Raw genomic sequence first — 23859 nt, forward strand, 5'->3', positions numbered from 1 at the left:
CTGCCTACGGCAGGCGCTACGCTTCAGGGCTCGCAGTTCTGCTCGGCCCTGCGGCCTGACGGCCTTGGTCTGCGGCTGCGCCGCCCCCTTTCGCATCGCTAGGCCAATACTGTGGGTTGAACCCCACAGCCATACAACAACTACATTCTACATATATAGTGCGGAGAGGATTAAAATCCTCTACCGCTTTTAACAAGGGCTATTTTTTTTCTTCGGCGCTTGGGCTGTTGTTTTTTCATTCCCACAAAAAAATCATAGGAACCCTAGGGCCAAGGCCCTAGGCTATTAAATCTATCATCCCCTCCTTCGAGGGGATTCGTCTTTCCTCCTGAACTTAAACAGTTAAGCGAACAAAATCTTTAACTACTAACTATTCGCTTGCTCTTCAAACATAAACTTTGTCCCTAAGAGCCAATACAGAAAATTCCGTCTAGACCTAGTTAATCAATAGAGCTAAACAAAAAGCCCCCTCAAAGAAGGGGGCGACTACTACTATTAGCCTAGGGACTTGCCCCTAGGGTAAAATGACAAGCGCTTAAATACAAGGGTTTTCAATATTTTGTTTTTAAGCGAGCCTAGCTGATCTGTAGTAGGCCCAGTCCAGAAAAAAAAGATAGGGCCTTAAACAGCTATCCCACGCTAATCGGAAAAATCCAAACGCCTTGGGGAATTTCCCCACGCTAATCGGAAAAATCCAAACGCCTTGGGGAATTTCCCCACGTTAATCGGAAAAATCCAAATGCCTTGGGGAATTTCCCCACGCTAATCGGAAAAATCCAAACGCCTTGGGGAATTTCCCCACGCTAATCGGAAAAATCCAAACGCCTTGGGGAATTTCCCCACACTAATCGGAAAAATCCAAACGCCTTGGGGAATTTCCCCACGCTAATCGGAAAAATCCAAACGCCTTGGGGAATTTCCCCACGCTAATCGGAAAAATCCAAACGCCTTGGGGAATTTCCCCACGCTAATCGGAAAAATCCAAACGCCTTGGGGAATTTCCCCACGTTAATCGGAAAAATCCAAACGCCTTGGGGAATTTCCCCACACTAATCGGAAAAATCCAAACGCCTTGGGGAATTTCCCCACGCTAATCGGAAAAATCCAAACGCCTTGGGGAATTTCCCCACGCTAATTTGCCGCCTCCGATTGCCTTGGGGAAATCCCCAGAGGAGATGGGAAGCTAGAGATTGGTCCAAATCAGCGGCAAAGCGGCAATGCTCTTTTGTTTTTGGTCATGATTGGAGGGGATAGAGCAGCAATACCGCTTCCAAGGCTGGGGAAACCCCAGCCTATCGGCTGAGGGATGGTAGCGGGTGGCGCGAAGCGCCAGACCAAGCTTTTGAGCGCAGCGAAAAAGCGAAGGGCCGAGCGAATAGCGAGCCCGCGCACAGCCCGACCCGAGCAAAGCGAGGGGCAGCCCCAAATCAAAAAGAAAGAAGAGCTCCAAAACATTTTATGCTTATCTCTCGGCAGGCTGAGCAAATAGAAAGGCGGAAAAATATTATGCTTAAAAAATTGTAGCTTTGCCAAAAACCGCTGAGCTGCGTTTAGTAGAAAAAGAATAGCAAGCTATATGATCTTAAAAAAATATTCCTGGACCTTTTTGGGCCTTTGTTTTTTATTCCTTTTACAGTTTACCGCCTGCCGAAAAGAGCAATTCTTAACGCGAGCGGGGGCGGATCTTCGCTTTGAGCTCGATACCTTGAGTTTTGATACCGTTTTTACGGACATGGGCTCGGCCAGCAGGCGATTTAAGGTATATAATCCACATAATCAAACCTTAAAGATCAGTCGCATTCGTTTGGCTGGAGGAGGAAGCTCTGATTTCAGTTTAAACATTGATGGCCAAAATGCTCTAGATGTTCAGGACCTTGAATTAGCGGGGGGAGATAGCTTATATATCTTGGCTTCTGCTCGAATTGACCCCAACAATGGGGATGCGATACGGCTAGACTCCATTTTATTTGAGACCAATGGCAGCGAGCAAAAGGTATACTTAGAGGCCTATGGTTGGAATGCGATTTATGTTGGGCGAAGAGGCTATCAGACGCGTTTTGTCAATGAGCAGATCCAGCTAACCCCCGATACGCCCTATATCTTTTTGGGCCAACTCTACTTTGACAGTAGTTCGGTTTTGACGGTACCTGGGGGGACCGAGGTATTCATGTTTGGGGGACCTACCAGCCGACCCGGTGATCGGGCCACCATTGTTATTGGGCATAATTCCTCGATCAAAGTGAATGTAGGGGGCGACCTCAACCAGCCTGCCGAGTTCAAAACCCATCGATTGGAAGAGGATTATCAGGAATTGCCCTTTCAGCATGGGGGAATTTACCTCATGGCGGAAAGTGTAAACAACCAAATACATGGTTGCATTATTCGCAATGCCGTAGATGGGATTGTCATAGATTCTTTGGCACCAAATCATCCCACGGTCAAATTGGAGCTAAAGAAAAGCATGATTTACAATGTAGATCGCAGCTGCATCTTGGCTCGGTTCGGGAGTCTTTGGGCCGAGAACTGCATCCTAGCCAACTCCAACCAATATAATTTCATCAATATTTTGGGGGGAGATTATACCTTTAGACATTGTAATCTAGTTAACTTTGGGACCAATCCCTTTGTGGGCCGAAACGAGGCGGTTTTGAGTATGCGTGACTTTGAAGTTCGTTATGATGCGGATGGGAATGAAGTTCCCGTAACAGCAGATCTTCGCGCTCGCTTTCAAAACTCTGTCATCTATGGCAATCGGGCTGAAGAAATTGAGCTGGGTTCTTTAGAGGACTTTAGTGGAGGGGCCCAATGGGACTATGCTTTTGAAAACTGCCTACTAAAAGTAGATACTTTTTCTACGGGGCAATTTAATTGCCTCATCAATCAAGAACCTTATTTTAGAGATTTAGAACTGTATGCGTACCAAATAGACAGCAGTGCTTCTCCGCTTATCAATGCAGGCATTTCGCTCAATCCGAGCGTAACTGATGATGCAGAGAGCAAGGGACGAGATGCTCAGCCGGATATTGGTGCCTATGAATTTTAAGAAGAATGAAAACACTATTGCTCTTAGAGCCCCCTTATGCCGTCTACAGCCTTGAAGTAGAAGAACTGGCCTTGCAAGAAGACTACTACTATCTATCGCTCAGTGATTTGTTCATGCAAGAGGCCGGCAGCAAATCGGCCTTGGGCAAAAACCTTGGCGAGTTGGATCCAAAAGCTCGTTATCAGCAATTGATGCAGAGCAAATTGCGCAAGCTTCCTCGCAACATTAAGGCGGGTTGGTTGCTTGATCCCGATTGCATTTCTTCTTTAGAAGAGGCCCAGGCCCTCAAAGAGTTGTTGGAAGAACTCAATCATCCTTTAGATGCAATCATTATTGGGCAAGCCTCTGAAGAGGAGCTATTGACCGAGCTGCCCGATTATATTGAAAAAGAGACTGCTGCGGAAGAAATCAAAGAGTATTTTACTCATTTGTTGCCAGGCATTCTCCAAATCTTCCCTGATGTTCCTCAGACAGAATTGAGTGAGGAATCGGATTGGAAAGTATTACATAAGCAAATTCGTACAGTCCTTAGAGGAGCTGCACAAAACTAAAATCCATGAACCGCCCCTTATCCAACTGGAGCAAAGACCTAGCATACAGCATCTTAGCCATTAGCATCTTAGCCCTTGCTATTTACAAAGCCTATTTTTGTGCTTTCACCCACGATGAAAGTCGCAGTTATTTAGACTATGTAATTGGCCGAAATAGCTGGGAGATCATGACTTTTGCTAGAGGTGCTACCGCAAATAACCATCCTCTCAATAGTTTACTCATGAAGCTCTGCTATACCCTTTTTGGTTCGGCAGAGCTTTCTTTGCGTTTGCCCAATTTACTCGCGGGTGGACTATTTGCCTATGCTCTCTGGCGCTTACTCAAGGCTTTGCCGCAGCTATCTTTTTCGCTCTTTTTATTCGCTGGAATTTGGGTCTTGGGGCAAGCTTACTTCAATGACTTTTTTGCCCTAGCCAGAGGCTATGGTCTTTCTTACGGTTTTTTCTTATTGGCTTTCACACAACTTTTTTTAATAAAGCCGAAAGCAAAATCCTTAGCTTGGGCCGTTTTCTTTGCCTGCCTTTCCGTTTATGCTAACTTTTCTCAACTGATTCCCCTTTTGGCCCTTTTTGGCAGTTATAGCCTTTATCATCTCTTGTTTAGCCAACTCAACAAAAAGGAGCTTGGGCAACAATTAGCGGTGATGGGCTTGGGCCTTTTGGGTTTAATTGTATTTATTGGCCAGCCACTTAAAGGCCTCATTAAGCGAAAAGAGCTCTACTTTGGTGGCGAAAAAGGGCTCATTCAGGACACTATTGGCTCTTTAGCCAAGCAGCAGCTATCCGGAATTGGATTAGAAGAGTATAGTTACTTACTCAGCTACTCCTATCCCCTTTTGCTCCTTGCTGGCCTTATCTTTTTGGCCCTAAAACGAAAAGAAAACACCCCTATTTATCGCCTTATTTTTATGAGCACGCTTTTGCTCAGCCTCATGAGTATCGGCCATATTTTGGCACATGAGCTTTTTGAAGTACGCTTTCTCATAGATCGGACAGCCCTCATTTATCTGCCCTTTATCCAACTACTCAGCTTTGCACTATTTGCGGCTTTGAGCCAAAAATGGCGGATTCATATCTACTTGGCTAGCGGACTTTTCATGCTTCAGCTCTACAACTTTTCGCAAAGCTGGCAGGCTCATGTATTTCAAGAATGGACCTATGATCAGGATAACAAAAAGGTTCTTGCAGAAGTCTACCGATTAGTTCAAAAAGACCAACGCCACTACAGCATAGCCACCTACTGGCTACATCACCCTAGCTTTCAATACTATATGCAAAGAGGGATTTATCCTGGCATTAGCCTCATAGCCTATCCTACTCAATTCGAGGCCAATGCCCAATTCGACTTCTATTATATGTATGCGCCTTATGGCTATGGCGCTCTAGAAGAAAATTACCAACCCTATCTCGATTTTACAGAAGGGCATCTCTTCCGACATCGATAAAACCAAAAGGTCTAGTCTCTACAGGCTAGACCTTTTTTCTTTTGGGGCCCGCGGCCGCCCTTTTTAACGGGGCGGCCGCCGCTATGCTGCGCCGCTCGCTCTCTGCTCGGCCCTGCAGCCGCCTTGGGCGGCTTTGGTCTGGCGCTTCGCGCCACGGCTGCGCAGCGCTGGGCCATACTGGCCTTTGGCCAGGGGCGGCTTCGCCGCCCGCTTAGCGAATCCTTGGCCGAAAATTATGCTTTCTGGCTGGCAAGGGCGTAATAATCGAATCTATGGGCGGAAAGCCCAACCAATAATTGGCGGGCAACAAGCGCTCTTGGCCAGCCCCCTTGGCCAAATTCTTTTGGTTGCGAAGGTAGGTTGTTTTCATGCTGTTCCATTCGGCTTCAGACAATTGGGCAAAGTTACTACTATCTGCCAAAAGGGCCGAAATAGGCAATAACGTATAAATCCAATCTTCTACAGGTTTTTGTTTGTAATGATGGATGTGGCGCCAAAGAGGAATATAGCTGGCGCCTTTGGGCTGCAGCTCTCCCGTCAAGCGATTCTTTTGAAAATCAAGTTCGAGGACCAAGCCGATATCTGTATTCGGGCGAAATTGATTAGAGATAAAATTGCCTAATGAATAAGCCGTAAAATGGCCACTGCTACTATCTTGGGCCAAAGGCTGCAAAACGTGGGGGTGTCCGCCAATAATTAGTTGCACGCCTTCATTTCTTAGCCAGGCCTCCCATTTTTGTTGTTCCTTATTGGGTTGTAGTTGATATTCTAATCCCCAATGGGCCAAGGCAACAATTAGATCGGGCTTTTGGGTTTTAGCTTTGGCAATATCGGCTCTAATTTGTAGGCTATCCATGAGATTCACTAGGCCAGGAGAGCGGGTCGGAATGCCATTAGTCCCATAAGTAAAAGACAAAACGGCTAAGCGCAGGCTAACACTATCCTTTTCTAGCTCATAAATAAGGGGATAAATTGCCTTTCGTTCTGTACTATCTCGAAAGCTGCCTGTATGGGCCAAATTTAGGCTATCCAATACATCTAAGGTATGTTGTAGGCCATAGTTAAAATTATCATTTGTGTGATTATTGGCCGTAGAGAGTAAGTCAAAACCTGCAGCCTTAATAAAATGGGCCAAAGTATCTGGTGAGCGGAACATGGGGTAGCCGCTAAAGTTATTTTTATCATTTAGGGTTAGCTCCAAATTGAGGATTGCCAAATCTGCAGCATCTATAAGGGGGCGGAGATAGCGAAAGGCGGGTTCATAATCAAACTGCCCTGAGGCGGGATCGTAGGCGGCTCGAATTTGGTCTCCATGTTGCATAAAATCGCCTACGGCAAGGAAGCGAAAATGGACAAAAGTATCTAGAGCTGGACGCGTTATTTGGCTCGTATCCTTAGGCACCTCTTGGTTTTCGACAATTTGTGTGGGTTCACAGGCCAAAAAGAGGAGCGAGCAAAGAAAGAGGGGGAAAAAATGCTTCATGAAAAAGAGTTGAGTGGATAAATAAAGTGCAGATTTTTGGTCCAGAGGCGCGCAGCGCCTGGCTGAGGGATGGAAAGCAGGGCCGCCGCAGGCGGCAGACCCAAGGCTTTTGAAGCGAAGCGAAAAAGCCTGCAGGGCCGAGCGATCAGCGAGCTGCTGCACAGCCCGGCCCGCCCGCAGGGCGGGCAAGCCCCAACACCTAATGCTCTTGTTTGAAAAGCGGGAGGCGAATATAGAAGTCGGTGCCTTTGCCCTCTGCTGTTTCAAAATAGATTTCGCCTTGCATAGCTCGGATCATTTTGCGGCACATGGAGAGGCCGATGCCTGTGCCAGAAGATTTGGTTGTAAAATAGGGGACAAAAATGCGTTTGCGTTGTTCTTCGGGGATGCCGCAGCCATTGTCGCGGACGAGGACCAGGGCATCTTCTCCGGCTTGTTCCAACTGGATTTGGACATGTCCTTTTTGTTCTTCGGGAATAGCTTGGATAGCATTTTTGACCAGGTTATTGAGGATGCGCAGCATTTGGCTGCGATCGGCCCAAACGGCTAATTGAGGTAAGGGCTGCAAGAGTTCGATTTCGGTTTCGCTTTCATTTTCCTTGAACAATTGTTGGATAGATTGCAGCATTTCGTCTAGGGCGATCACCTCATTTTCTGGGGGCGGCATTTTGGCAAAGTTGGAAAACTCGGAAGCGATACGGGCCAGATTATCAATTTGTTCCACCAAAGCCTTAGAGATACGGGGCATCATTTCTTGGGCTTTTTCGGGACTTTTTTTGGCGGCTCTTTCCAATAGTTGCAATTGCAGTTTCATGGGCGTCAGTGGGTTTTTAATTTCATGTGCCACCTGTTTGGCCATATCTCGCCAGGCAGACTCCCTTTGGCTTTGGGCCAATTTTTCAGAACTTTCTTCAAGGGCGAGAAGCATTTCATTAAATCGGCGGACAAAATCGCCAATTTCGTCTCGCCCCTTCCATTCCAGTTGTTCATTCTTCTCGCCTACCTTAATAAGGCGCAATTTCTCGCCAATAATAGAGAGGGGGCGGGTTACGGAATTAGCGATAAGGAAAGCCACCCCTGCGGCTAAAATCAGGAAGATCACATAGACATTTAGTAAGGCGCCAAGGAACTCCGCCACATCTTGAGAACGAATATTATTGCTTCCGGCCAAATCATATGGCAGATTAAGAAAAGCAATAATTTCATTTTCTTCATCGCGTAGGGGCACATAGCCCGAAAGGTACTCTAAGTGGTTAATTGTTTCTCTTTGCGGATAATTATCTAACTGCTGAAAGCGCATTTTCCGATAAGCGACAGGGTCCATTTGTCGGCTAAGTAGGCGGCGTTCAAAAACGGCATCTTCTGAAGAAGAGAGCAGGCGGCCATCTAGGCCATAAACATTCACATCAATTTTGTGGATATTGGCTAAATCCTTTGCGTCTGGGATCATTTTGCTAGAATCTGGTCGGTTGACAATTTGCCAGCTTGCCGTTTTAGCCGTACTCGCAATTTTTCGCTCTAAGCGCTGTTTGTGATAATCGTTGTATTCATTTTGGAAATAGAAAATAGTTACCACCCCAATCGCAATAAAAGAAAAGAGGCTTACCAAGACAATTCCCTGTTGAATACGTTCTCGTAGAGAAGCTTTAAACTCAATTTTTATGGGTTGCCATTTTAGCAAATACTTCATAAAGGCTAAGCCAACAAAAAGCACAAAAAGCAGTAAGAATCCGATACAAAAAATGTATGAAAAAAGGCTAAATGGCTGTAACCAAGAGGTTTTTTGGAGGGCCACCAAGCCCAAGTAATTGCGCTCATCTTGGTAGAGCAAATAGGTTTTATCTTCTTTTTTCTTGCGTAGAAACTCCTTGGGTTCGGGCAGTTCTTCATCAATCGGTAAGTAAGCGGCAAAATCGCCATCTTTGCTCAATACTCTTTGGTTCCCTTTGTAAAGCGCATATTCAAAGTTTCCATAAGTCTGCTCCAAACGACTTTTGGGCAAGGACAGTAATTCTACATAAATAGAGTTTTGGCTATCTTCTTCTTTAGGCCGAAGCTCCAAAACAATTCGTCCTAATAACTTCCCCCCTTCCCGAACTTCTAAGTCGGCATAATAAATAAAGCGGCCTGATTTATCTGAATAAAAATAGAGATTGGGGCTAGCCATCTTTTGTGAGCGCTCAAAAATGTCTTTGAGCTGTCCATAAGGTAACTGTTCTCCCTTTTTAGGCAGATTAAGGCTATTGTACAAATAGATATTATAATCGTAGCGGCCAAAGAAGGCATTGTCGAGATAGAGGTAGGTTAGCCGCTCTACGACTTGGCTATAAGGGATATACAGCGAGCTAAAATAAACCTTAAAAAAGTTGTCATTGAGTAATTTTGGCTCTAATTCTAAGAAAGCTTCTTCTACTTTCGGATCTTGCTCAAAGGTAAGAACCTTAAGAAAATCTTGGCGAAGGACCAAGTTTTTCTCATGATTGGCCTGCTCTATCAATAAGGTCCCTACTCCACTAAAAAAGAGCAACCAAACCGTCAACCACATAAAGGTCAATTGCTTTTCTTGAACAAACCAGAGTAATAATATCCCAAAAGCAATAACAAAAGCCACTAAGGCCAATATATAAAAAATAGGGAGTCCCATACTCAAGCCCAAAGCAGCCCCAAAGGCTAAGCAAGTCAATAAATAACTGCCTTGCTGTAAATAACTCCACTGCAAAACAGCCAACATCCGATAAAGCTTGTTGACCAACAGGAAATAGGAAAAAAAGAGGATGACCAAAGCAAACATGGCTAAGAAAGAAGGCGCATCCACCTTAGTCGAGTTCTCAAACTCTAAGTATACATTAGCATTGAGGACAATATCGCGCAAAAGGAGCTCTAGCGACAAAAAGCCCCCCACCAAAACCGAAAAGATAAAAAGCGTTAGCGTATTTTTTCGCCAACTCACCCAAGTTTTAACTGGCTGCTCTCGCCAATTGGCCAAAATAAAAATGAGCAAAGCAACAATCCAACTTAAATCCAATAATAAATCCCCTAAAGCATAATACCAAAGAGAAGCATCATCCGATAACTTAAAACTAAACAAGGGCAAATCATGCGTTAATCTCGGCAATTCAGTATACACGCCCAAAAGCCGAAGCCCTAAACTCCCCCCCAAAAAGAAGAGGGTCCCCACTAGTTGCCCTTTTTGAAGCGTAAGCCCTGCCCCCAAACGAAAAAGCAAGGCAATCCAACAAAAAGCTCCCAATAAATAAAGGACCAAAGCCCCATAAGCAGTATCTCGATAGGGATAATTGGGCTGCTCCTCCAAACGCAAATATTCCAAGCCCAGCTCATCCAGAACAGGCTGGGCAGAACTATCTATACTAGGGCGAACATAGTCCCCAAATTCCTCCGACATCAACGGAAAATTATTGTCCAAATAAGTATTCTGTACTGGAAAACGCAGATAAATAGGCAATAAGCCCAACAATGTATAACGATATTCCTCTTGATTCAAAATTACCTTAAAGGGCCGCTTAATCATTAAATATTTAGAGCCAGCCATGTCCATCATCCTGCGCTCTGGCTTATTCTTATAGCGTACATCCGTCTGATAAGGCGCTACATCATTATTGTTCCAATAAATCAAGGAATCCCCTTCATCATAGATCAAAAGCGTATAAGGCAACTCATTATATCGCTCCAAACTATCCTCTGGCCACTCATTATCTACCGAGCGCATCAAAAACTCTCGTCGCTCAATACGTCTTTCCAAATCTTCCTCCCAAAAAGCCACCGCCGCCCTCAACTCTTCTGCTGCCTCCGTTAAACTTGGCGCCCGATAGGCCCATTTCTCTAATCTATTTGCCGATAAAATAAGCAGCAAACCCAAAAGGAAAATAAAGCTGGACCAAAATATTGTTCGTTTCATGATAATGCTAAACTAGATGATGATGATGGCCTAAATACTATTTTGGGGCCTCCTGCCTGCGGCAGGCGCTACGTTCCGGGGCTCGCTACTCGCTCGGCCCTTCGCAAAAAAGCTGCGCTTTTTTGCTCGGTCTGGCCTTTGGCCACCCCTGCACATCGCTAGGCCGTTTTGGCCTACGGCCAATATAGTCCGATTTAGCCTACTCTAAAGTAGGACTCTAAACAGAAGAAAGAAGCTTCTCCTAAAAAAACTAAAATATTTTCGATATTCTAAAGATTTTCCCCAACTTAAACTGGGCGAGACAAAGAAACAAAATAAGTGCTATTGGCCAACAGTCCCCTTAACTACTATAGGCCTAAAATAGACGCTAATAATTTTAAAAAAAAAGCAAAAAAAGTTTGCAACTTAAGACTTTGTTCTATTTTTGCCGCCCCAAGCAAAATTCATTTTTTTCATGCAGCCCTTGCTGCGCACAACTTTCACATTTAGCTGATGAGCAAGACTTTAGGAAGACACATTTTGGTTGAGTTTTTTGGTTGTTCTCCCGACATTCTCAACGATGTTATCACTATTGAAAAATCTATGGTAAATGCCGCTATTGAAGCCCAAGCAACGGTTATCAATGCGACTTTCCACCACTTCTCTCCTTATGGCGTTTCTGGCGTTGTAGTTATTCAAGAAAGCCACTTGGCCATTCACACTTGGCCCGAATACGGCTATGCAGCCGTAGACCTTTTTACCTGTGGCGATGAGGTAAACCCTTGGATTTCTTATGACTACCTAAAAACAGCTTTTGAAGCAGATTACGGTTCAGCCATGGAGATCAATCGTGGACAAGCTGATTTGCTCAAGCGAGTAAATATTGACCACCTCCTCAAAGAAAGACAAGGCACTGAGTCTCAACTTGAGCACAAAGTTAAATTTAGCCGCAACGTTTGGTTTACCGACAAAGACGAAAACCTTGCGCTATCTCTTCGTCATACAGGCAACTTGCTCTACCGCAAAAAATCAGAGTTCCAAACGGTTCAGGTACTAGAATCTCATGCCTTTGGTAAAATGTTGACTATTGACAACCTTATCATGACTACTGAAAAGGATGAATTCATCTATCATGAGATGATTACGCATCCTGCTATGTTGAGCCATGCTGCACCCAAAAACATTTTGGTTATTGGTGGTGGCGATGGGGGAACTGTTCGCGAATTGTTCCGTCATGATTCAGTAGAAAAAGTAACCATGGTAGAAATTGACGGCAATGTGGTAGAAGCTTGTAAAGAGCATTTGCCTCAGATTGCTGCTGCTTTTGACCATCCTAACTTGGACCTCAAAATTGCCGATGGCATTGCTTATGTAGCTGAAGCTGCTGCAGAAAGCTTTGATATTATCATTGTGGATGGTAGCGATCCCGCTGGTCCAGCAGAAGGACTTTTCTCTGAGGAGTTCTACAAAAATGTACAAAAAGCCCTTAAAAAGGATGGAATTTTGGTATTGCAGAGCGAAAGCCCTCACTTCCACCAAAAAGCTTTTGTTGAGCTCAACCATTGCCTAAAGGATATTTTTGGTGCTGAGGCCGTAGAGGTTTACTTGGCTCAAATTCCTACTTATCCCACAGGTACTTGGAGCTTTACCATGGCGAGCAAAGATGGACAAGCCAAATTGCCTCAGCTCGATCAAGCAGCGGCCAATGCTTTCTCAGAAAAGCATGGTTTGAGCTACTATGATGGTGCTGTACACCAAGCTGCTTTTGCTTTGCCTCCTTTCGTTCGAAAGATGTTGAAATAAGGCTTAGGCTTTTTTAAGCGTTAATAAACTAGGGCGCAGTCTTTCCGTTGGGGGAGGCTGCGCTTTTTTTTTGGTCCAAATAGGCGGCGAAGCCGCCTCTGGCCGAAGGCCAGCATGGCCTAGCGCTGCGCAAGGGTGGCCATAGGCCAGACCGAGCAAAAACTTGTTTTTTGCGAAGGGCCGAGCGAGTAGCGAGCCCTGAAGCATAGCGGCGGCCGCCCCAAATTAGAGGGCGGCCGCAGGCCCCAAAACAGCGACAAGGTCGGCATAAAAAAACAGCTAGTAGAAAGCTACTAACTGTTTTATAATTACTTCAGCATCCAGCTGGTAATGCTGAGTCGGGGCCGTTTGGCGGGCAAAACGGCATGAGGTAATTCGTGGCTTCTGAAACAAACGAGCCGACCTGCTTGGGGGGCAATCTTCATTTCTCGGCCATTGGCGAGTTGGAGTAAAAGCTCTCCTCCATCGGTATCGTTCCAATTTTCGTTCAGGTAAAAAATGGCGGAAAACTGTCGGCGGCTATCGTGTTGGAAGCGGTCGACATGCATTTTGTAGAAGCTGCCTGTATCGTAGAAAGCATAATGCATTTCGGCGGTGCGCAGGCCGGTATAGCAGCTGCGGTTGAGGTAGTGCAGAAAGCCCATTAGGGCCTCTTGGTATTGGGCTTCTAGGGTTTGGGGGCTATCGGGTTCTATCCAAAGGATTTGGTCATTTCGGATAGTGGTATGCTGGGTGGCTTGTTGGCCGATACCAGCGGGTCTGAACTTAGATTCGGCTTTTTGGGCAAGCAAATAAGCTCGAATATCGGCCACAAAAGAGGCTGGCAGAAAGTCATCTACCAGCCCGTAGCCTTGCTCAATAATCCCAGTAATTAGGGATTCATATTTTTCTTCCATTTAAGGGATTAAAAGCGCCATTGGTTGGCGTATTTAACAAAAATTTTGGCCAGGTTGATCGCGTCATCAATTCCGCGGTGGTGGGCGCCTTCAAACTCGAAGCCTTCTTGTTCTACAGCTCTTTTAAGTCCGATTTCTCGGCGGATGCCCTTGATTCGGGGATATTGATGTTTAAGACTAATGTGTTTATCGGTCCAATCGGCCGGTAAATCGTGTAGTTTACAGTTTCGGGCGAGGGCTTTTCGGTCAAAGAAGCCCCAAGAACAGAGTAGGTAATCTTCGCCTTTATTTAGGCCGATCCAATCTTGAAAATCTTCAACGACCTCGGGAAATTCATCGGCTTGATTGACCTCAATTTGGCTAATGCCGGTCAGTTGCGTACAGAAATCGGAGAGTTGAGGATGTTCGGTTGGGCGGATAAAGCTTTCGAACTTAGATTGTAATTCGGCATATTCATTAAAGAGAAGTGCGCCGATTTCGATAATTTCTTGGCTGCGCCCCCGCCGTTCTGCATCGCTTTTCCAACAGGTAGCTTCTAGATCGTAAATGATAAAGTTCATAATATGTTTTGGATATATGAGTTGTCAATTAAAACAGAGGGGGCGGCCAGTTTAGTCGTCGTTTTTGAGTCTTTCGGCCTCTTCTTCTTCCTCTTCGCTTTGGCTAGCTTCATCGAGGATTGCGGCATCGTCTTCATCATCTAGGCCAAAGTCATCGCGGAGCATACCGTCATCATCGTAGTCATCATCGTCTTCGATAATTTGTTCGGCTTCGCGAATAGTCATTCGGACCAGGTAATAAATATCTTCACATTCGAAGGGAAGTGCAGAAACCAGCTTACCGTTTCGGTCGGTATATTTGACCAAGTGCTGGGCAAATCCACGAGGGTAGCGGAGTTTAATTTGATCAAGGGTCTCTTCTGCTAGAGCATCATAATCCTTGATAATACGTTTTTTGGTGTTCACAACTTGCTAATTTAAGTGGTGGTGGTGTATAAGGTTGTCTTCTTGTCTTTTTCGGTGCGTTCATTGGGCCTCTTTGCTTGGGGCCGCAAAACTTGCAAAAAAAGCTTAAATCCTCAAGTGAAAATCAAAAAAAATTAAGGCCTTAATCCTTCGCCAGCTTTAACTTGGATTTGCTCTACTTCTTGGTAGAGAATCTTGGCATAAGCGTCTAACTCTAGACTAAGGATTTCAGTTTCATTTTCTAGGACAATCCAATAAGTATAATTTCCTAAGGGGTGTTGGGTGGCGAGGACGTAGCTAATGGTTCTATCGTCATATTCTTTTTCCAAAAAGCGTTTGATGGCCATGGTAAAAGCGGAGGGTTCTACCTCCATTTCAGATTTGAGCCATTTGCCCGCCTCATCGAAGTAGGCCAAAACATAAATGCCATTGGCCTCATCCCAAAATTGTCCCTGATAACTTGTATCCACCTCTTGCCAAATGGCTTGTTTCACTTGAGCTTGAGGATATTTACCTTCAAAGGCTTTTTGGACCTTTAGCGGCAATTTGTGTGGAGCAATATTGGCGGTTCTTTGGCCCCAAGTAGGGCGCACAACGAGCAATAGTAAAACAAAAAGGAGGTATTTCATAGCACTGTTGTTTGTTAAGAATTAAAATGGCTTCTCCGCTAAACGGGCAGCATTAAGGAGTTAATAAGGCTTGATATTTTTTCTCCTTTCCCAACAATTCTAAGGCCATATCTAAACAACTGTCTGCTTTGAGACTATGGGCAATTCCTGCGGCAATCAACTTTTCTTGCTCTACGATTTCGACTTCTAGCAAATGTAAAATCTTATCCTTAGCCGCCAAAATCTTATTGCGCTCCAGATTGCTCAAGCCTTTTTCTAAGCTAGCGAGTTCTTGGCTCAAGGCTTTTTCCATCTCTCCTTCTTTGGCTAGTTCTTTTTCAAACTTCTCTAATGCCAAAGCTGTCTTACTTTTCTTAAGATAAGCGTTTTTATCCATCAGCGCCATAAAGTCATCAAAGTCTTGCGCCTTCAAACTCCATTTTTCTAAGTCCTCTGGCAATTTGTTCTTACTGCGGTACTGCACCCCAAAATCAAATATAGCAGGGCTAGCCAATAGTTGTTTCTTCAAGCTCAGCCATTCTTTATTTTCATAAGGTAAATCAGGGCGAATCCCTCCCCCATCATATACCTTTCTTCCTGCTAAGGTTTGAAAAGCCTGGCGTAAAGAATCCGCAATCACTTTGGGCTCTCCATTTTCATATTCCAAAGACTGAATACAGCGACCAGAAGGAATATAATAGCGGGCCGTAGTCAATTTGAGCTTGGCTCCATGAGGTAAATCTACTGTATTTTGGACCAAGCCCTTTCCAAAAGAGCGCTGCCCAATAATAATCCCACGATCCAAGTCTTGTATAGCTCCCGCTACAATCTCCGAGGCCGAAGCAGAGCGCTCATTGATTAAAACGGCCAATGCAATACTACTATCTATTGGCAGGTTGAGGGTTCTAAAAATCTGCTGCTGCGATTTTTCTCGGCCCTGAATAGATACGACTTCTCGCCCTCTGGGCACAAAGACATTGATTACATTTACAGCTTCACTCAACAAACCACCAGTATTCCCTCTTAGGTCCAGAATAACACCATTGAGCTTCTCTTTTTCTTGCAAGGCTTCTAAGGCTTCCCCCAAATGTTGCCCCGCTTTTTCAGAAAAAGTAGTGAGCGAGAAATAGGCTATTTTACCTGGTAATACCTCATAATGTGGCAGGTTGTTAATTAAAATATTTTGGCGGCGTAGACTAAAAGTCAAGTTTTTAGGCTGCCCTGGACGATGAACCGTCAATTGCATAGCTTGGCCCATCTTCCCTCTCAACTCTTGGCTAATTTCACTCAATTGCTTCCCATTTAAGGCCACCTCATCAACATAGAGGATTGTGTCCCCCGCCATTAAGCCCGCCTTATGCGCTGGTCCGTTCGGATAAATGGCTGTGACCAAACCTCCAGAAGAAACAGCCCGCACTCTGGTCCCTATACCCGCATAACTGCCCGTAATTGACGAGCGAAAACGCTCTACCTCATCCGCTGGAATGTAGGTGGTATAAGGGTCCAAACTCTTGAGCATGGCATCCAAACCCGATTTCATCAAATCTTCTGGCGGAATATCATCTACATAATAAGTATTGAGCTCTCGATATACATTCGCATAGAGCTCTAAGTTTTTCGCAATTTCAAACTCATCGGTCAAGGTGGTCGCCAAACCAATGCCGCCACCCAAAATGAGAAATGCGAATAGTAGTTTTTTAGCTGATTTTATAGCAAACATGTCTATAGTTGGTTTTAATATGGAGTGAATTTACTTTTCTGGGGCTTCCAATAACTGATCAAAAGCCTGACGGTCAGCAAAAAGGGCAATAGCCGCCTTTACTTCTTTATCTTCTTTCAATCGAGCCATGATGACCTGATCTTCACTATAGTAACGACGCAGAATGGCTTGGCGCAACTGAATAGAAACTGCCTCTTTTTCCTTGTTGATTAACAGCTTTTTCTGAGCTAGTAATTTCCCCTTTAAGGCCTCAAAACTAGCTTGCTGTGCAGCATATTTCTTTTCCGCTTTAGCCGTCTTTTCCACTGCTTTCAGTTGCTTTTCACTAGGCAACTCAAAAGCATAATTTTTTTGGGCCAAAAACTGTACATACTCCTGATAGAGCTGATCGGATACCTGAAACTCCAATGCAGGCGCAATGCTGTCTTCTTTCTGCCTAAAATTGTTGGCAAACTCAAAGACCAAACGACTTTCCGTCAAAGCATCTAACAGGTATTTTACTTCTGCCAATTCAATTTTATAATCAGGCTCCAAACCTCCCCCATCATAAACCTCACGGCCATTTTCTGTGCTAAAACTACTCCGCAAAGAGTCTTCCATTCGCTTAGATTTCCCCCCTTTATACTCTAAGGCCTGTATACAACGACCAGAAGGGATATGATAACGAGCCGTGGTCAATTTTACCTTAGAATTGTACCCAATATCATAGGTGTTCTGCACCAAGCCTTTCCCAAAAGAACGCTGCCCCAATAGTACCCCCCGATCATAATCCTGTATCGCCCCCGCCACAATCTCCGAGGCCGAAGCCGATTGCCCATTCACTAAAACAATCAACGGAATTTTACTATCCAAAGGCTGACTTCTCGTATTAAACGAACGATCCCAATTCGCTACCTTGTTTTTGGTATAAACAATCAATTTGTTCTTGGGCAAAAAGACATTACAAAGGTTAACCGCCTCAATCAAAAGCCCTCCACCATTGTCTCGCAAATCTAAAATAACTTGCTTGGGATTGTGCTTTTCCTGCAACTCTTGCAAAGCATTCGATACATTTCCACCCGCCCGCTCTGTAAAAGTTGTCAAAACAATATAAGCCGTGCTGTCATCTAACATACTGTAATAAGGCACATTTTTGCGCTCTACCTTGGTCCGCGTCAAATTGTGCTCCTTAGGCACAGCCGCCCCCCTACGGGTTTCTACCAAGACCTGCGTGCCCGCTTTTCCATGCAAACTCCGCTCAATATCTTCCAGCTTTTTACCCGAAATATCACTGCCATCAATCCGCAACAACTGATCGCCAATCTGTATGCCCGCCGCCTTGGCGGCAGAACCATCTACCAATTCATTGACCAATACCTTGCCCTGATATTCTACCAACTCAATGCCTACCCCATCCCAAGACCCCTTAAAATTGATGCGAAACTGCTCAATCTGCGCCTCAGAAAAATAGTTCGTGTAAGGATCTAAACTCCCATTCATCGAGTCAATCGCTATCCGCATCAAACTACTGGCCTCCGTATCATCTACATAATAGCGATTAACGGAGCGGTAAGCCGCCGCAAAGATTTCCATACTCTGGGCCAACCGAAGCAGCCGACCACCACTGGCCAAACTAATTCCAGCTAAAAGGACTAGCCCCAAGGGCCAAAATTTTCTGTACTTCATTTTGTTTCCTGTTCGTTCTGTATAGTATTCTGGGGCTTCCCCGCCCTTCGGTCGGGTCGGGCTGTGTCACAGCTCGCTATTCGCTCGGCCCTGCGGCGGCAAGCCGCCTCGGTCTGGCCTGCGGCCACTGCTATCCATCCCTAAGCCTGCGGCCGCTTCGCGGCCTGTAGGACCTATGTTTTGGCAAAACTCAAGCCCTCTTCTTTCCAATCCAATTCTTGCAAATGTAATTTTCGCTTATAAAAAAGAGCCGTGGCCTTTTCAAAAGCTGGGGTGTAATCTGTGACATAAAACTGGGCCAAGGGAGCCAGATTCTGTTCTGCCTGCAAATTATTTTGGGCCAACTGCTGCTTTACTTCTTCTACCACAGCCGCAATAGAATCAAATACCGCCACTCGCCCCCCATAAAAAGCCTCTATCTCTGGCCGAATAAGCGGATAATGCGTGCAAGCCAACAAGAGCGCCTCTATATCCTGAAAATCAGGATAGCTGAGGTACTGATGTAATACGGCCTGACTCACCGCATTGTTGATAAACCCCTCTTCTATCATAGAAGCCAACATACCCGTTGCCAAAGAACTTACGGCTATATCGGGCCGCAAGGCTTGCAGCTGCTGCGGATATTGATCTATCCGTGTGGTTACTTTGGTCCCAATTACGCCCACTTTTTTGTAGTTCTTTTGGGCCATACTTTTCACCAAAGGCGTAATCACATCCACAATCGGTAGCCGATCGCCCCAATAGGCTTTGAGCCGCCCCAAAGCCGCTGCAGAAGCCGTATTGCAGGCAATCACCAGCATCTTGCAACCTTGGTCCACCAAAAAGCGACTAATGTGCAAGGCATAATTGGCGATAGCCTCCGGACTTTTTTCGCCATAAGGCAGATGCGCCGTATCTCCCAAATAAATAATGGATTCCTGAGGTAAAGCCTCACTAATACCTGCGGCAACGGTGAGTCCCCCAATTCCTGAATCAAAAATGCCGATAGGGCCATTTTTAGCTATTGCCATAAAGAATATAAAAAGATTTTGGGCTAATGCCCGTTTGTAGTGCAGATTTAAGTTTTTCTTTGATTGAGCGGGCCTCAATATAAGATTGAACTGATTCAAAAACAACTGTCCTTAATGCTCAAGGCTAATTTTAGGCGCTTTACCCTCTATTTTTAAGACCTCTAAACAGTAGATCAGGTCTTAAAAATGCCTGAGCTAAGTTGAAATGATCAAAGCGCAGGATTCCTATTTGGCCTAGCGATGTGCAGCAGTGGCCGTCAGGCCAGACCGAGCAGGCTTTGCCTGCGAAGGGCCGAGCAGACCTGCGAGCCCCAAAGCGTAGCGCCGCAAGGCGAAGCCGCAGCAGAGGCCCCAACTGTTAATTACCTTCTTCGTGAATACGCTTCAGGACCGCTTTATCGATGCGATGAGGGCCATCAAAAAGTTTAATTTGGGGCGGATAGGGCAAGTTTTTCCAGAAGTCAATTTGTGTATTCAGGCGTTCTTTTGGAAAATAGGCATCTTCTTGGCCACAAACCCAATAAAACTGAAGTTGAGCTAAAAAGTCAGTTTGATAATCTAGTTCTGGTGGGGCATCTGCGGCCCAAATGATAAACTTATGGAGTCTTTCGGGTTGTCGGTGCAGCGCCCAGCGGAGGGCGGTAGCTCCACCTTGAGAAAAGCCCAATAGATGAAACTTTGCATTGGGAGGAAAATTGGGGGCAAAATGTGCATAAAGTTGATCGAGATAGGCCAAATAATCTTGAATTTCGTCTTCTCGGTGATTTTTGGTCATCCAAGAATGACCAACTTGGCCGCTGCTAGCCTTCCAGTAGAAAGAGGAAAGGGCCTCTGGGGCGATCACAAAAGTATTGGGCAGTTCTCTAAACTTTTGGGGCAGGCGGCTGGCATCTTGTCCGTAGCCGTGTATCGCCAAATAAATATGTTCTGTTTGGGCATTAAGTTCACCCAAAGTATGGTAGTGTGCCGTTTTTTTAACGATTAAGCGTTCTATTTTTTGCATTGTTTGTATTTTGGGGGCTTATAAAATGAAATAATAAATGAACTCCTCCTTACAAGCATCTCCTAGACCTTGGGGCAAGATAGCAGCTTATAGTCTTTTTATTCTGTTATTGGCCCTCGTTTTTATCATGCACAAATGGTCTAGAATCTCCCCGATCATGTATGATATTTGGTCCTATTATGCCTATTTACCAGCAACTTTTATTGAGGGAGATCTGAAGTTGAGTTTTTTAGATCTGCATCCAGAATATATTGATCGTTTTTACCAACCTGTATACACGGAGGATGGCGATCGAGTGATTAAGATGTCTATGGGGATGGCGGTTTTGTATTCGCCTTATTTTTTCTTGGGCCATCTTTGGGCTCATCTACATTCAGGGATGCCCGCCGATGGTTTTTCTAGGCCCTATCAAATTATGATTATGTTGGCGGGGCCTATTCATTTATTGATTGGGCTATTGAGTTTGCGAAAGTTTTTATTGGCCTATGTTGATGAAAAATCTATTGCTTGGGCCTTCGTCTTTGTTGTTCTAGGCAGTAATTTGGCCTATTATACTTTTCATGAAGGGCCAATGTCTCATGTACATAACTTTATGCTCTTTAGTTTGTTTTTGAGATGTACTCAACTTTGGTTTCAGAAGCAAAGCTGGAAACATACGATTTGGCTTGGGCTTTTATCTGGACTAATCGTGCTTGTTCGGCCCAATAATGTCTTAATTGGCCTGAGTTTTATTCTTTTTGGCGTCTATCATTGGAGCAGTTTGAAAGCACAGTTACAATTATTTTGGAAACAAGCTCCAAAGCTAATCAGTTTATTATTAGTTGCTGCCTTAGTACTACTTCCACAATTAGTCTACTGGAAATATGCCTCTGGCGACTGGGTTTGCTATTCCTACAAAAATGGCGAATATACAGAAGGCTTCTTCTTTGATCAGCCCAAAATCTTTCTCGGTTTATTTTCTTACACCAAAGGTTGGTTACTCTATAGTCCCTTAATGCTTCTTGGAATTATCGGCTTATTTCGCTTGCCCAAAACGCTTCGCTGGGCCTTTCCTATTTACCTAACGCTCAATAGCTATATTATTTTATCTTGGTGGTGCTGGTGGTATGGGGGCAGTTTTGGACATCGGGCATTTATTGATATCTATCCTTTTTTAACTTTGGGCTTTGCCCTCTTTTTTCAAACTTTTTTTAATTGGCCCAAAATTATACGTTGGGGACTAACTGGCCTATTCAGCTTGTTTTTGGCCCTTAGTATGTTCCAAAGCTGGCAGTATATCCATGGAATTATTCACTGGGATAGCATGTCTAAAAAAACTTATTGGGATCACTTCCTTAGAACATCTAAACGAGACGACTACGAGCAGTGGTTGCTCCCTCCAAAGTATGAAGCAGCCTTAAAAGGAGAGTCCGCTTTCTGGAATGACTACAGAAAGAAAAAAGAAGACGATGAGACTACGCAATAACTATCCAGCCCACCAACGTTTGTTTCCTAAACTTTTTGGGCAAGCACAGATTTAAAACTATAGCTATCGATTCAAAATTTACCCTTTCTTGCATATTTTTTGCCTCTTTCTTGAGCACTTCTATTTTGAGGAGTTGCGCAAGCTTGACTAAACTTGAATTATGAAACGATTTGCATTGCTTTTTATATTTGCCGCCATTTCTATAACTGCCCTTAGCGCCCAAAGAAACTGGGAACTGGGTGCAGGCGCTGGCGCCGCCTCTTATTTTGGCGATCTCAATCCCTTTTTTACCGTTAAACACCCCGGCCCAGCCCTCAACCTCTTGGCCCGTAAAAACTTTGATGGCCGCATCTGCCTTCGCCTCAATGCAGGCTTTGCCCATGTTTGGGCCAACGATGCCCAAGCCGCTAGCGATTACGCCAAAGCCAGAAACCTCAGCTTTCAATCCAATATCTTGGAGGGCTCCGCCATTATAGAATTTAATTTCCAAGACTTTCATGGCGATAGCCGCGATGATGCCGATATCTCGCCCTACCTTTTTGCCGGAGCTGGCCTGATGTATTTTAACCCCCAAGCCCGCTACAATGATGTCCTCTACGACCTACAACCCCTAGGCACAGAAGGCCAAGCCCCAGGCCAAGAATATAGCCTAGTTAGCCCTATGGTTATCCTCGGTATCGGTCTCAAATTTCATGTAGATTATCACTGGAGCTGGAATGTCGAGCTGGGGCACCGCGCTACCTTTACCGATTACCTAGATGATGTTAGTGGCAGCTATGCCAACGCCCAAACCGTAGGCGACTATAATGGTACCGTGGCCGCCGCCCTTTCCGATCGCTCTATCGAAATCTCGGACCAACGACTTGGAGGAACAGGCCGACAAAGAGGCGATAGCAGCACCAGAGATAGCTACATGATGCTTACAGTCGGCTTTTCTTACCGATTTATGCCCCTACACTGTCCTGCATATTAAGATTTTTTGGGGCTGCCCCGCCCTAGGGGCGGGTCGGGCTGTGCCGCAGCTCGCTGTTCGCTCGGCCCTTCGCAGGCAAAGCCTGCTCGGTCTGGCCTGACGGCCACTGCTATCCATCCCTAAGCCTAGGCGCGCAGGCGGCTGCGCCGCCCAAAAGCAAAAGGAGCAAACAGATATTTTCTGTTTGCTCCTTTTTTGTTAACGCGAACTGCTTCAAATAAAAAACTTTGCCTTATTTAAGGGCAAAGTTCTTCATTCAATGCTCAGTACAAACTGAGGCTTATTTAACTCATCTTCTAGGCAATCATGTGATCTAACTCATCTTTTTCTCCGCCCAAAAATTCAGCATCGCCAAAACCAAGCATAGGCACAAAGATAATAGGAAGCAGCAACAAGCCAACTCCAAAACCCGTGCTTTTGCCAAAGCGTTTAGCTAATTCCAAAGGAATCACAATCGCAGGGACTATAGGTAAAATAATCCACCAAAGTGGCCGATCAACTATTTCCAACATAACAATTATGTTGTAAACAGGAACAATAGAAGCCCAACCGGGCTTTCCAGCCTTTTCGAAGATTTTCCAGGTACCACCAATAACAGCGAAAAGAATCGCTAAGTAGATAATTAATACAATGACAATTCCCATAATAATTAAGTTTGTAAGGTTTGGTTAAAAGAATTACAGTTAAAAATTAGGTATTTTTGTTGGATTGTCAACTTTTTTATTGTTAAAAGTTAAAAAAAAGCTAAAAACTATGCAGGATAGAAAAATTGCCCTTGCAGGCGACCATGCTGGCTTTGAATATAAAGAGGCCCTTAAAGCAGTTTTAGAAGAAGAAGGTTATGCTTTCAAAGACTTTGGTCCACATACTACTGATTCTGTAGATTATCCCGACTATATCCACCCTATGGCCCAAGCCATGGAAGAAGGCGATTTTGCCTTAGGGGTTATCGTTTGCGGCAGCGGCAATGGCGTAGCCATTACCGCCAACAAATATCCACATATTCGGGCGGCTCTCTGCTGGTTGCCAGAACTGGCCAGCCTAGCCCGCCAACACAACGATGCCAATGTTTTGGCCCTGCCCGCTCGTTTTGTAGAACTAGAAACAGCCAAAACTATCCTCAAAAGCTTTTTGGCCGCAGAATTTGAAGGAGGCCGACACGCCCGCCGAGTTGCCAAAATTTCTGATGGACGCAAACTCTAAAGGCTAAAAGAGGCGCAGCTTTTTGCTGTGCCTCTTTTTTTGCCCAATGCGTCTAGCAGGGCCAAAGGCCCGCAGGCTGAGGGGCTGTAGCAGGGCCGCCGAAGGCGGCAGACCAAAGGCTTTTGAAGCAA

Annotated in this window: 19 protein-coding genes; 7 read left to right on the forward strand and 12 right to left on the reverse strand. The window is 45.0% G+C overall.

The annotated features are described in order from the left end of the window. Positions 1-16: 16 nt before the first annotated feature. Complete coding sequence (locus PPO43_RS01305; protein WP_272619984.1) at positions 17-196, reverse strand: hypothetical protein; 180 nt, start codon at positions 194-196, stop codon at positions 17-19. Positions 197-1576: 1380 nt separating this feature from the next. Here PPO43_RS01305 and PPO43_RS01310 point away from each other — a divergent pair. The 3 genes from PPO43_RS01310 to PPO43_RS01320 are packed head-to-tail and all read left to right on the forward strand — an operon-like array spanning position 1577 to position 5039. Continuing rightward, entirely contained in the window at positions 1577-3043 is a 1467-nt protein-coding gene (locus PPO43_RS01310) for a hypothetical protein (RefSeq protein ID WP_272619985.1), read from the forward strand. A gap of 5 nt (positions 3044-3048) precedes the next feature. After that, complete coding sequence (locus PPO43_RS01315; protein WP_272619986.1) at positions 3049-3594, forward strand: adenylate kinase; 546 nt, start codon at positions 3049-3051, stop codon at positions 3592-3594. 5 nt (positions 3595-3599) lie between these two features. Further along, entirely contained in the window at positions 3600-5039 is a 1440-nt protein-coding gene (locus PPO43_RS01320; RefSeq protein ID WP_272619987.1) for a hypothetical protein, read from the forward strand. Positions 5040-5250: 211 nt separating this feature from the next. Here the strand turns inward: PPO43_RS01320 and PPO43_RS01325 are convergent, their stop codons facing one another. Both PPO43_RS01325 and PPO43_RS01330 read right to left on the reverse strand, forming a co-directional pair. Then, positions 5251-6522 (reverse strand): CapA family protein, encoded by a 1272-nt coding sequence (locus PPO43_RS01325; protein ID WP_272619988.1) that lies wholly within the window; start codon positions 6520-6522, stop codon positions 5251-5253. Between the two features lie 199 nt (positions 6523-6721). Next, entirely contained in the window at positions 6722-10438 is a 3717-nt protein-coding gene (locus PPO43_RS01330; protein WP_272619989.1) for an ATP-binding protein, read from the reverse strand. 492 nt (positions 10439-10930) lie between these two features. Between PPO43_RS01330 and speE the strand changes: the two genes are divergently transcribed. After that, positions 10931-12220, forward strand: coding sequence for a polyamine aminopropyltransferase (gene speE, locus PPO43_RS01335; protein ID WP_272619990.1), 1290 nt, complete (start codon positions 10931-10933; stop codon positions 12218-12220). Positions 12221-12528: 308 nt separating this feature from the next. Here the strand turns inward: speE and PPO43_RS01340 are convergent, their stop codons facing one another. The 8 genes from PPO43_RS01340 to PPO43_RS01375 all read right to left on the reverse strand — a co-directional run bounded on the left by PPO43_RS01340 (position 12529) and on the right by PPO43_RS01375 (position 20087). Then, positions 12529-13116 carry a 2OG-Fe(II) oxygenase gene (locus tag PPO43_RS01340; protein WP_272619991.1) on the reverse strand — a complete coding sequence of 196 codons (588 nt, stop codon included), beginning with the start codon at positions 13114-13116 and terminating at the stop codon, positions 12529-12531. Between the two features lie 8 nt (positions 13117-13124). Then, positions 13125-13676, reverse strand: coding sequence for a 3'-5' exonuclease (locus PPO43_RS01345; RefSeq protein ID WP_272619992.1), 552 nt, complete (start codon positions 13674-13676; stop codon positions 13125-13127). A gap of 51 nt (positions 13677-13727) precedes the next feature. Next, on the reverse strand, positions 13728-14081 hold the full coding sequence (locus PPO43_RS01350; RefSeq protein WP_272619993.1) for a hypothetical protein: 354 nt from the start codon (positions 14079-14081) through the stop codon (positions 13728-13730). Between the two features lie 134 nt (positions 14082-14215). After that, a complete protein-coding gene (locus PPO43_RS01355; RefSeq protein WP_272619994.1) occupies positions 14216-14710 on the reverse strand; it encodes a hypothetical protein in 495 nt (164 codons plus the stop codon). 52 nt (positions 14711-14762) lie between these two features. Beyond that, complete coding sequence (locus PPO43_RS01360; RefSeq protein ID WP_272619995.1) at positions 14763-16409, reverse strand: S41 family peptidase; 1647 nt, start codon at positions 16407-16409, stop codon at positions 14763-14765. Positions 16410-16439: 30 nt separating this feature from the next. Beyond that, positions 16440-18074, reverse strand: coding sequence for a S41 family peptidase (locus PPO43_RS01365; RefSeq protein WP_272619996.1), 1635 nt, complete (start codon positions 18072-18074; stop codon positions 16440-16442). A gap of 173 nt (positions 18075-18247) precedes the next feature. Then, positions 18248-19084 (reverse strand): glutamate racemase, encoded by an 837-nt coding sequence (murI, locus tag PPO43_RS01370; RefSeq protein ID WP_272619997.1) that lies wholly within the window; start codon positions 19082-19084, stop codon positions 18248-18250. A 358-nt stretch (positions 19085-19442) separates the two neighbouring features. Then, positions 19443-20087, reverse strand: a complete 645-nt coding sequence (locus tag PPO43_RS01375; RefSeq protein WP_272619998.1) for an alpha/beta hydrolase — start codon at positions 20085-20087, stop codon at positions 19443-19445. Between the two features lie 37 nt (positions 20088-20124). On the opposite strand from PPO43_RS01375, the gene PPO43_RS01380 reads away from it, so the two are divergent. Together PPO43_RS01380 and porG are read left to right on the forward strand one after the other, a co-directional pair. Further along, entirely contained in the window at positions 20125-21552 is a 1428-nt protein-coding gene (locus PPO43_RS01380) for a hypothetical protein (RefSeq protein ID WP_272619999.1), read from the forward strand. A gap of 160 nt (positions 21553-21712) precedes the next feature. Then, positions 21713-22525 (forward strand): type IX secretion system protein PorG, encoded by an 813-nt coding sequence (gene porG / locus PPO43_RS01385; protein ID WP_272620000.1) that lies wholly within the window; start codon positions 21713-21715, stop codon positions 22523-22525. A gap of 296 nt (positions 22526-22821) precedes the next feature. Here porG and PPO43_RS01390 read toward each other — a convergent pair whose 3' ends face one another. After that, complete coding sequence (locus tag PPO43_RS01390) at positions 22822-23169, reverse strand: DUF5684 domain-containing protein (RefSeq protein ID WP_272620001.1); 348 nt, start codon at positions 23167-23169, stop codon at positions 22822-22824. A gap of 109 nt (positions 23170-23278) precedes the next feature. Here PPO43_RS01390 and rpiB point away from each other — a divergent pair, with 109 nt between their 5' ends. Continuing rightward, positions 23279-23728: a ribose 5-phosphate isomerase B gene (rpiB, locus tag PPO43_RS01395; protein WP_272620002.1), complete on the forward strand. Its 450-nt coding sequence runs from the start codon at positions 23279-23281 to the stop codon at positions 23726-23728. The last annotated feature ends 131 nt before the right edge of the window (positions 23729-23859 follow it).

The organism is Saprospira sp. CCB-QB6, assembly GCF_028464065.1.
GTDB lineage: Bacteria > Bacteroidota > Bacteroidia > Chitinophagales > Saprospiraceae > Saprospira.

What these genes read in the sequence shown, in the direction of transcription:
- PPO43_RS01310 (WP_272619985.1), top strand. Translation starts at nt 1,577, where the DNA reads ATGATCTTAAAAAAATATTCCTGGACCTTTTTGGGCCTTTGTTTTTTA.
- PPO43_RS01315 (WP_272619986.1), top strand. Translation starts at nt 3,049, where the DNA reads ATGAAAACACTATTGCTCTTAGAGCCCCCTTATGCCGTCTACAGCCTT.
- PPO43_RS01320 (WP_272619987.1), top strand. Translation starts at nt 3,600, where the DNA reads ATGAACCGCCCCTTATCCAACTGGAGCAAAGACCTAGCATACAGCATC.
- PPO43_RS01325 (WP_272619988.1), bottom strand. Translation starts at nt 6,522, where the DNA reads ATGAAGCATTTTTTCCCCCTCTTTCTTTGCTCGCTCCTCTTTTTGGCC.
- PPO43_RS01330 (WP_272619989.1), bottom strand. Translation starts at nt 10,438, where the DNA reads ATGAAACGAACAATATTTTGGTCCAGCTTTATTTTCCTTTTGGGTTTG.
- speE (WP_272619990.1), top strand. Translation starts at nt 10,931, where the DNA reads ATGAGCAAGACTTTAGGAAGACACATTTTGGTTGAGTTTTTTGGTTGT.
- PPO43_RS01340 (WP_272619991.1), bottom strand. Translation starts at nt 13,116, where the DNA reads ATGGAAGAAAAATATGAATCCCTAATTACTGGGATTATTGAGCAAGGC.
- PPO43_RS01345 (WP_272619992.1), bottom strand. Translation starts at nt 13,676, where the DNA reads ATGAACTTTATCATTTACGATCTAGAAGCTACCTGTTGGAAAAGCGAT.
- PPO43_RS01355 (WP_272619994.1), bottom strand. Translation starts at nt 14,710, where the DNA reads ATGAAATACCTCCTTTTTGTTTTACTATTGCTCGTTGTGCGCCCTACT.
- PPO43_RS01360 (WP_272619995.1), bottom strand. Translation starts at nt 16,409, where the DNA reads ATGTTTGCTATAAAATCAGCTAAAAAACTACTATTCGCATTTCTCATT.
- PPO43_RS01365 (WP_272619996.1), bottom strand. Translation starts at nt 18,074, where the DNA reads ATGAAGTACAGAAAATTTTGGCCCTTGGGGCTAGTCCTTTTAGCTGGA.
- murI (WP_272619997.1), bottom strand. Translation starts at nt 19,084, where the DNA reads ATGGCAATAGCTAAAAATGGCCCTATCGGCATTTTTGATTCAGGAATT.
- PPO43_RS01375 (WP_272619998.1), bottom strand. Translation starts at nt 20,087, where the DNA reads ATGCAAAAAATAGAACGCTTAATCGTTAAAAAAACGGCACACTACCAT.
- PPO43_RS01380 (WP_272619999.1), top strand. Translation starts at nt 20,125, where the DNA reads ATGAACTCCTCCTTACAAGCATCTCCTAGACCTTGGGGCAAGATAGCA.
- porG (WP_272620000.1), top strand. Translation starts at nt 21,713, where the DNA reads ATGAAACGATTTGCATTGCTTTTTATATTTGCCGCCATTTCTATAACT.
- PPO43_RS01390 (WP_272620001.1), bottom strand. Translation starts at nt 23,169, where the DNA reads ATGGGAATTGTCATTGTATTAATTATCTACTTAGCGATTCTTTTCGCT.
- rpiB (WP_272620002.1), top strand. Translation starts at nt 23,279, where the DNA reads ATGCAGGATAGAAAAATTGCCCTTGCAGGCGACCATGCTGGCTTTGAA.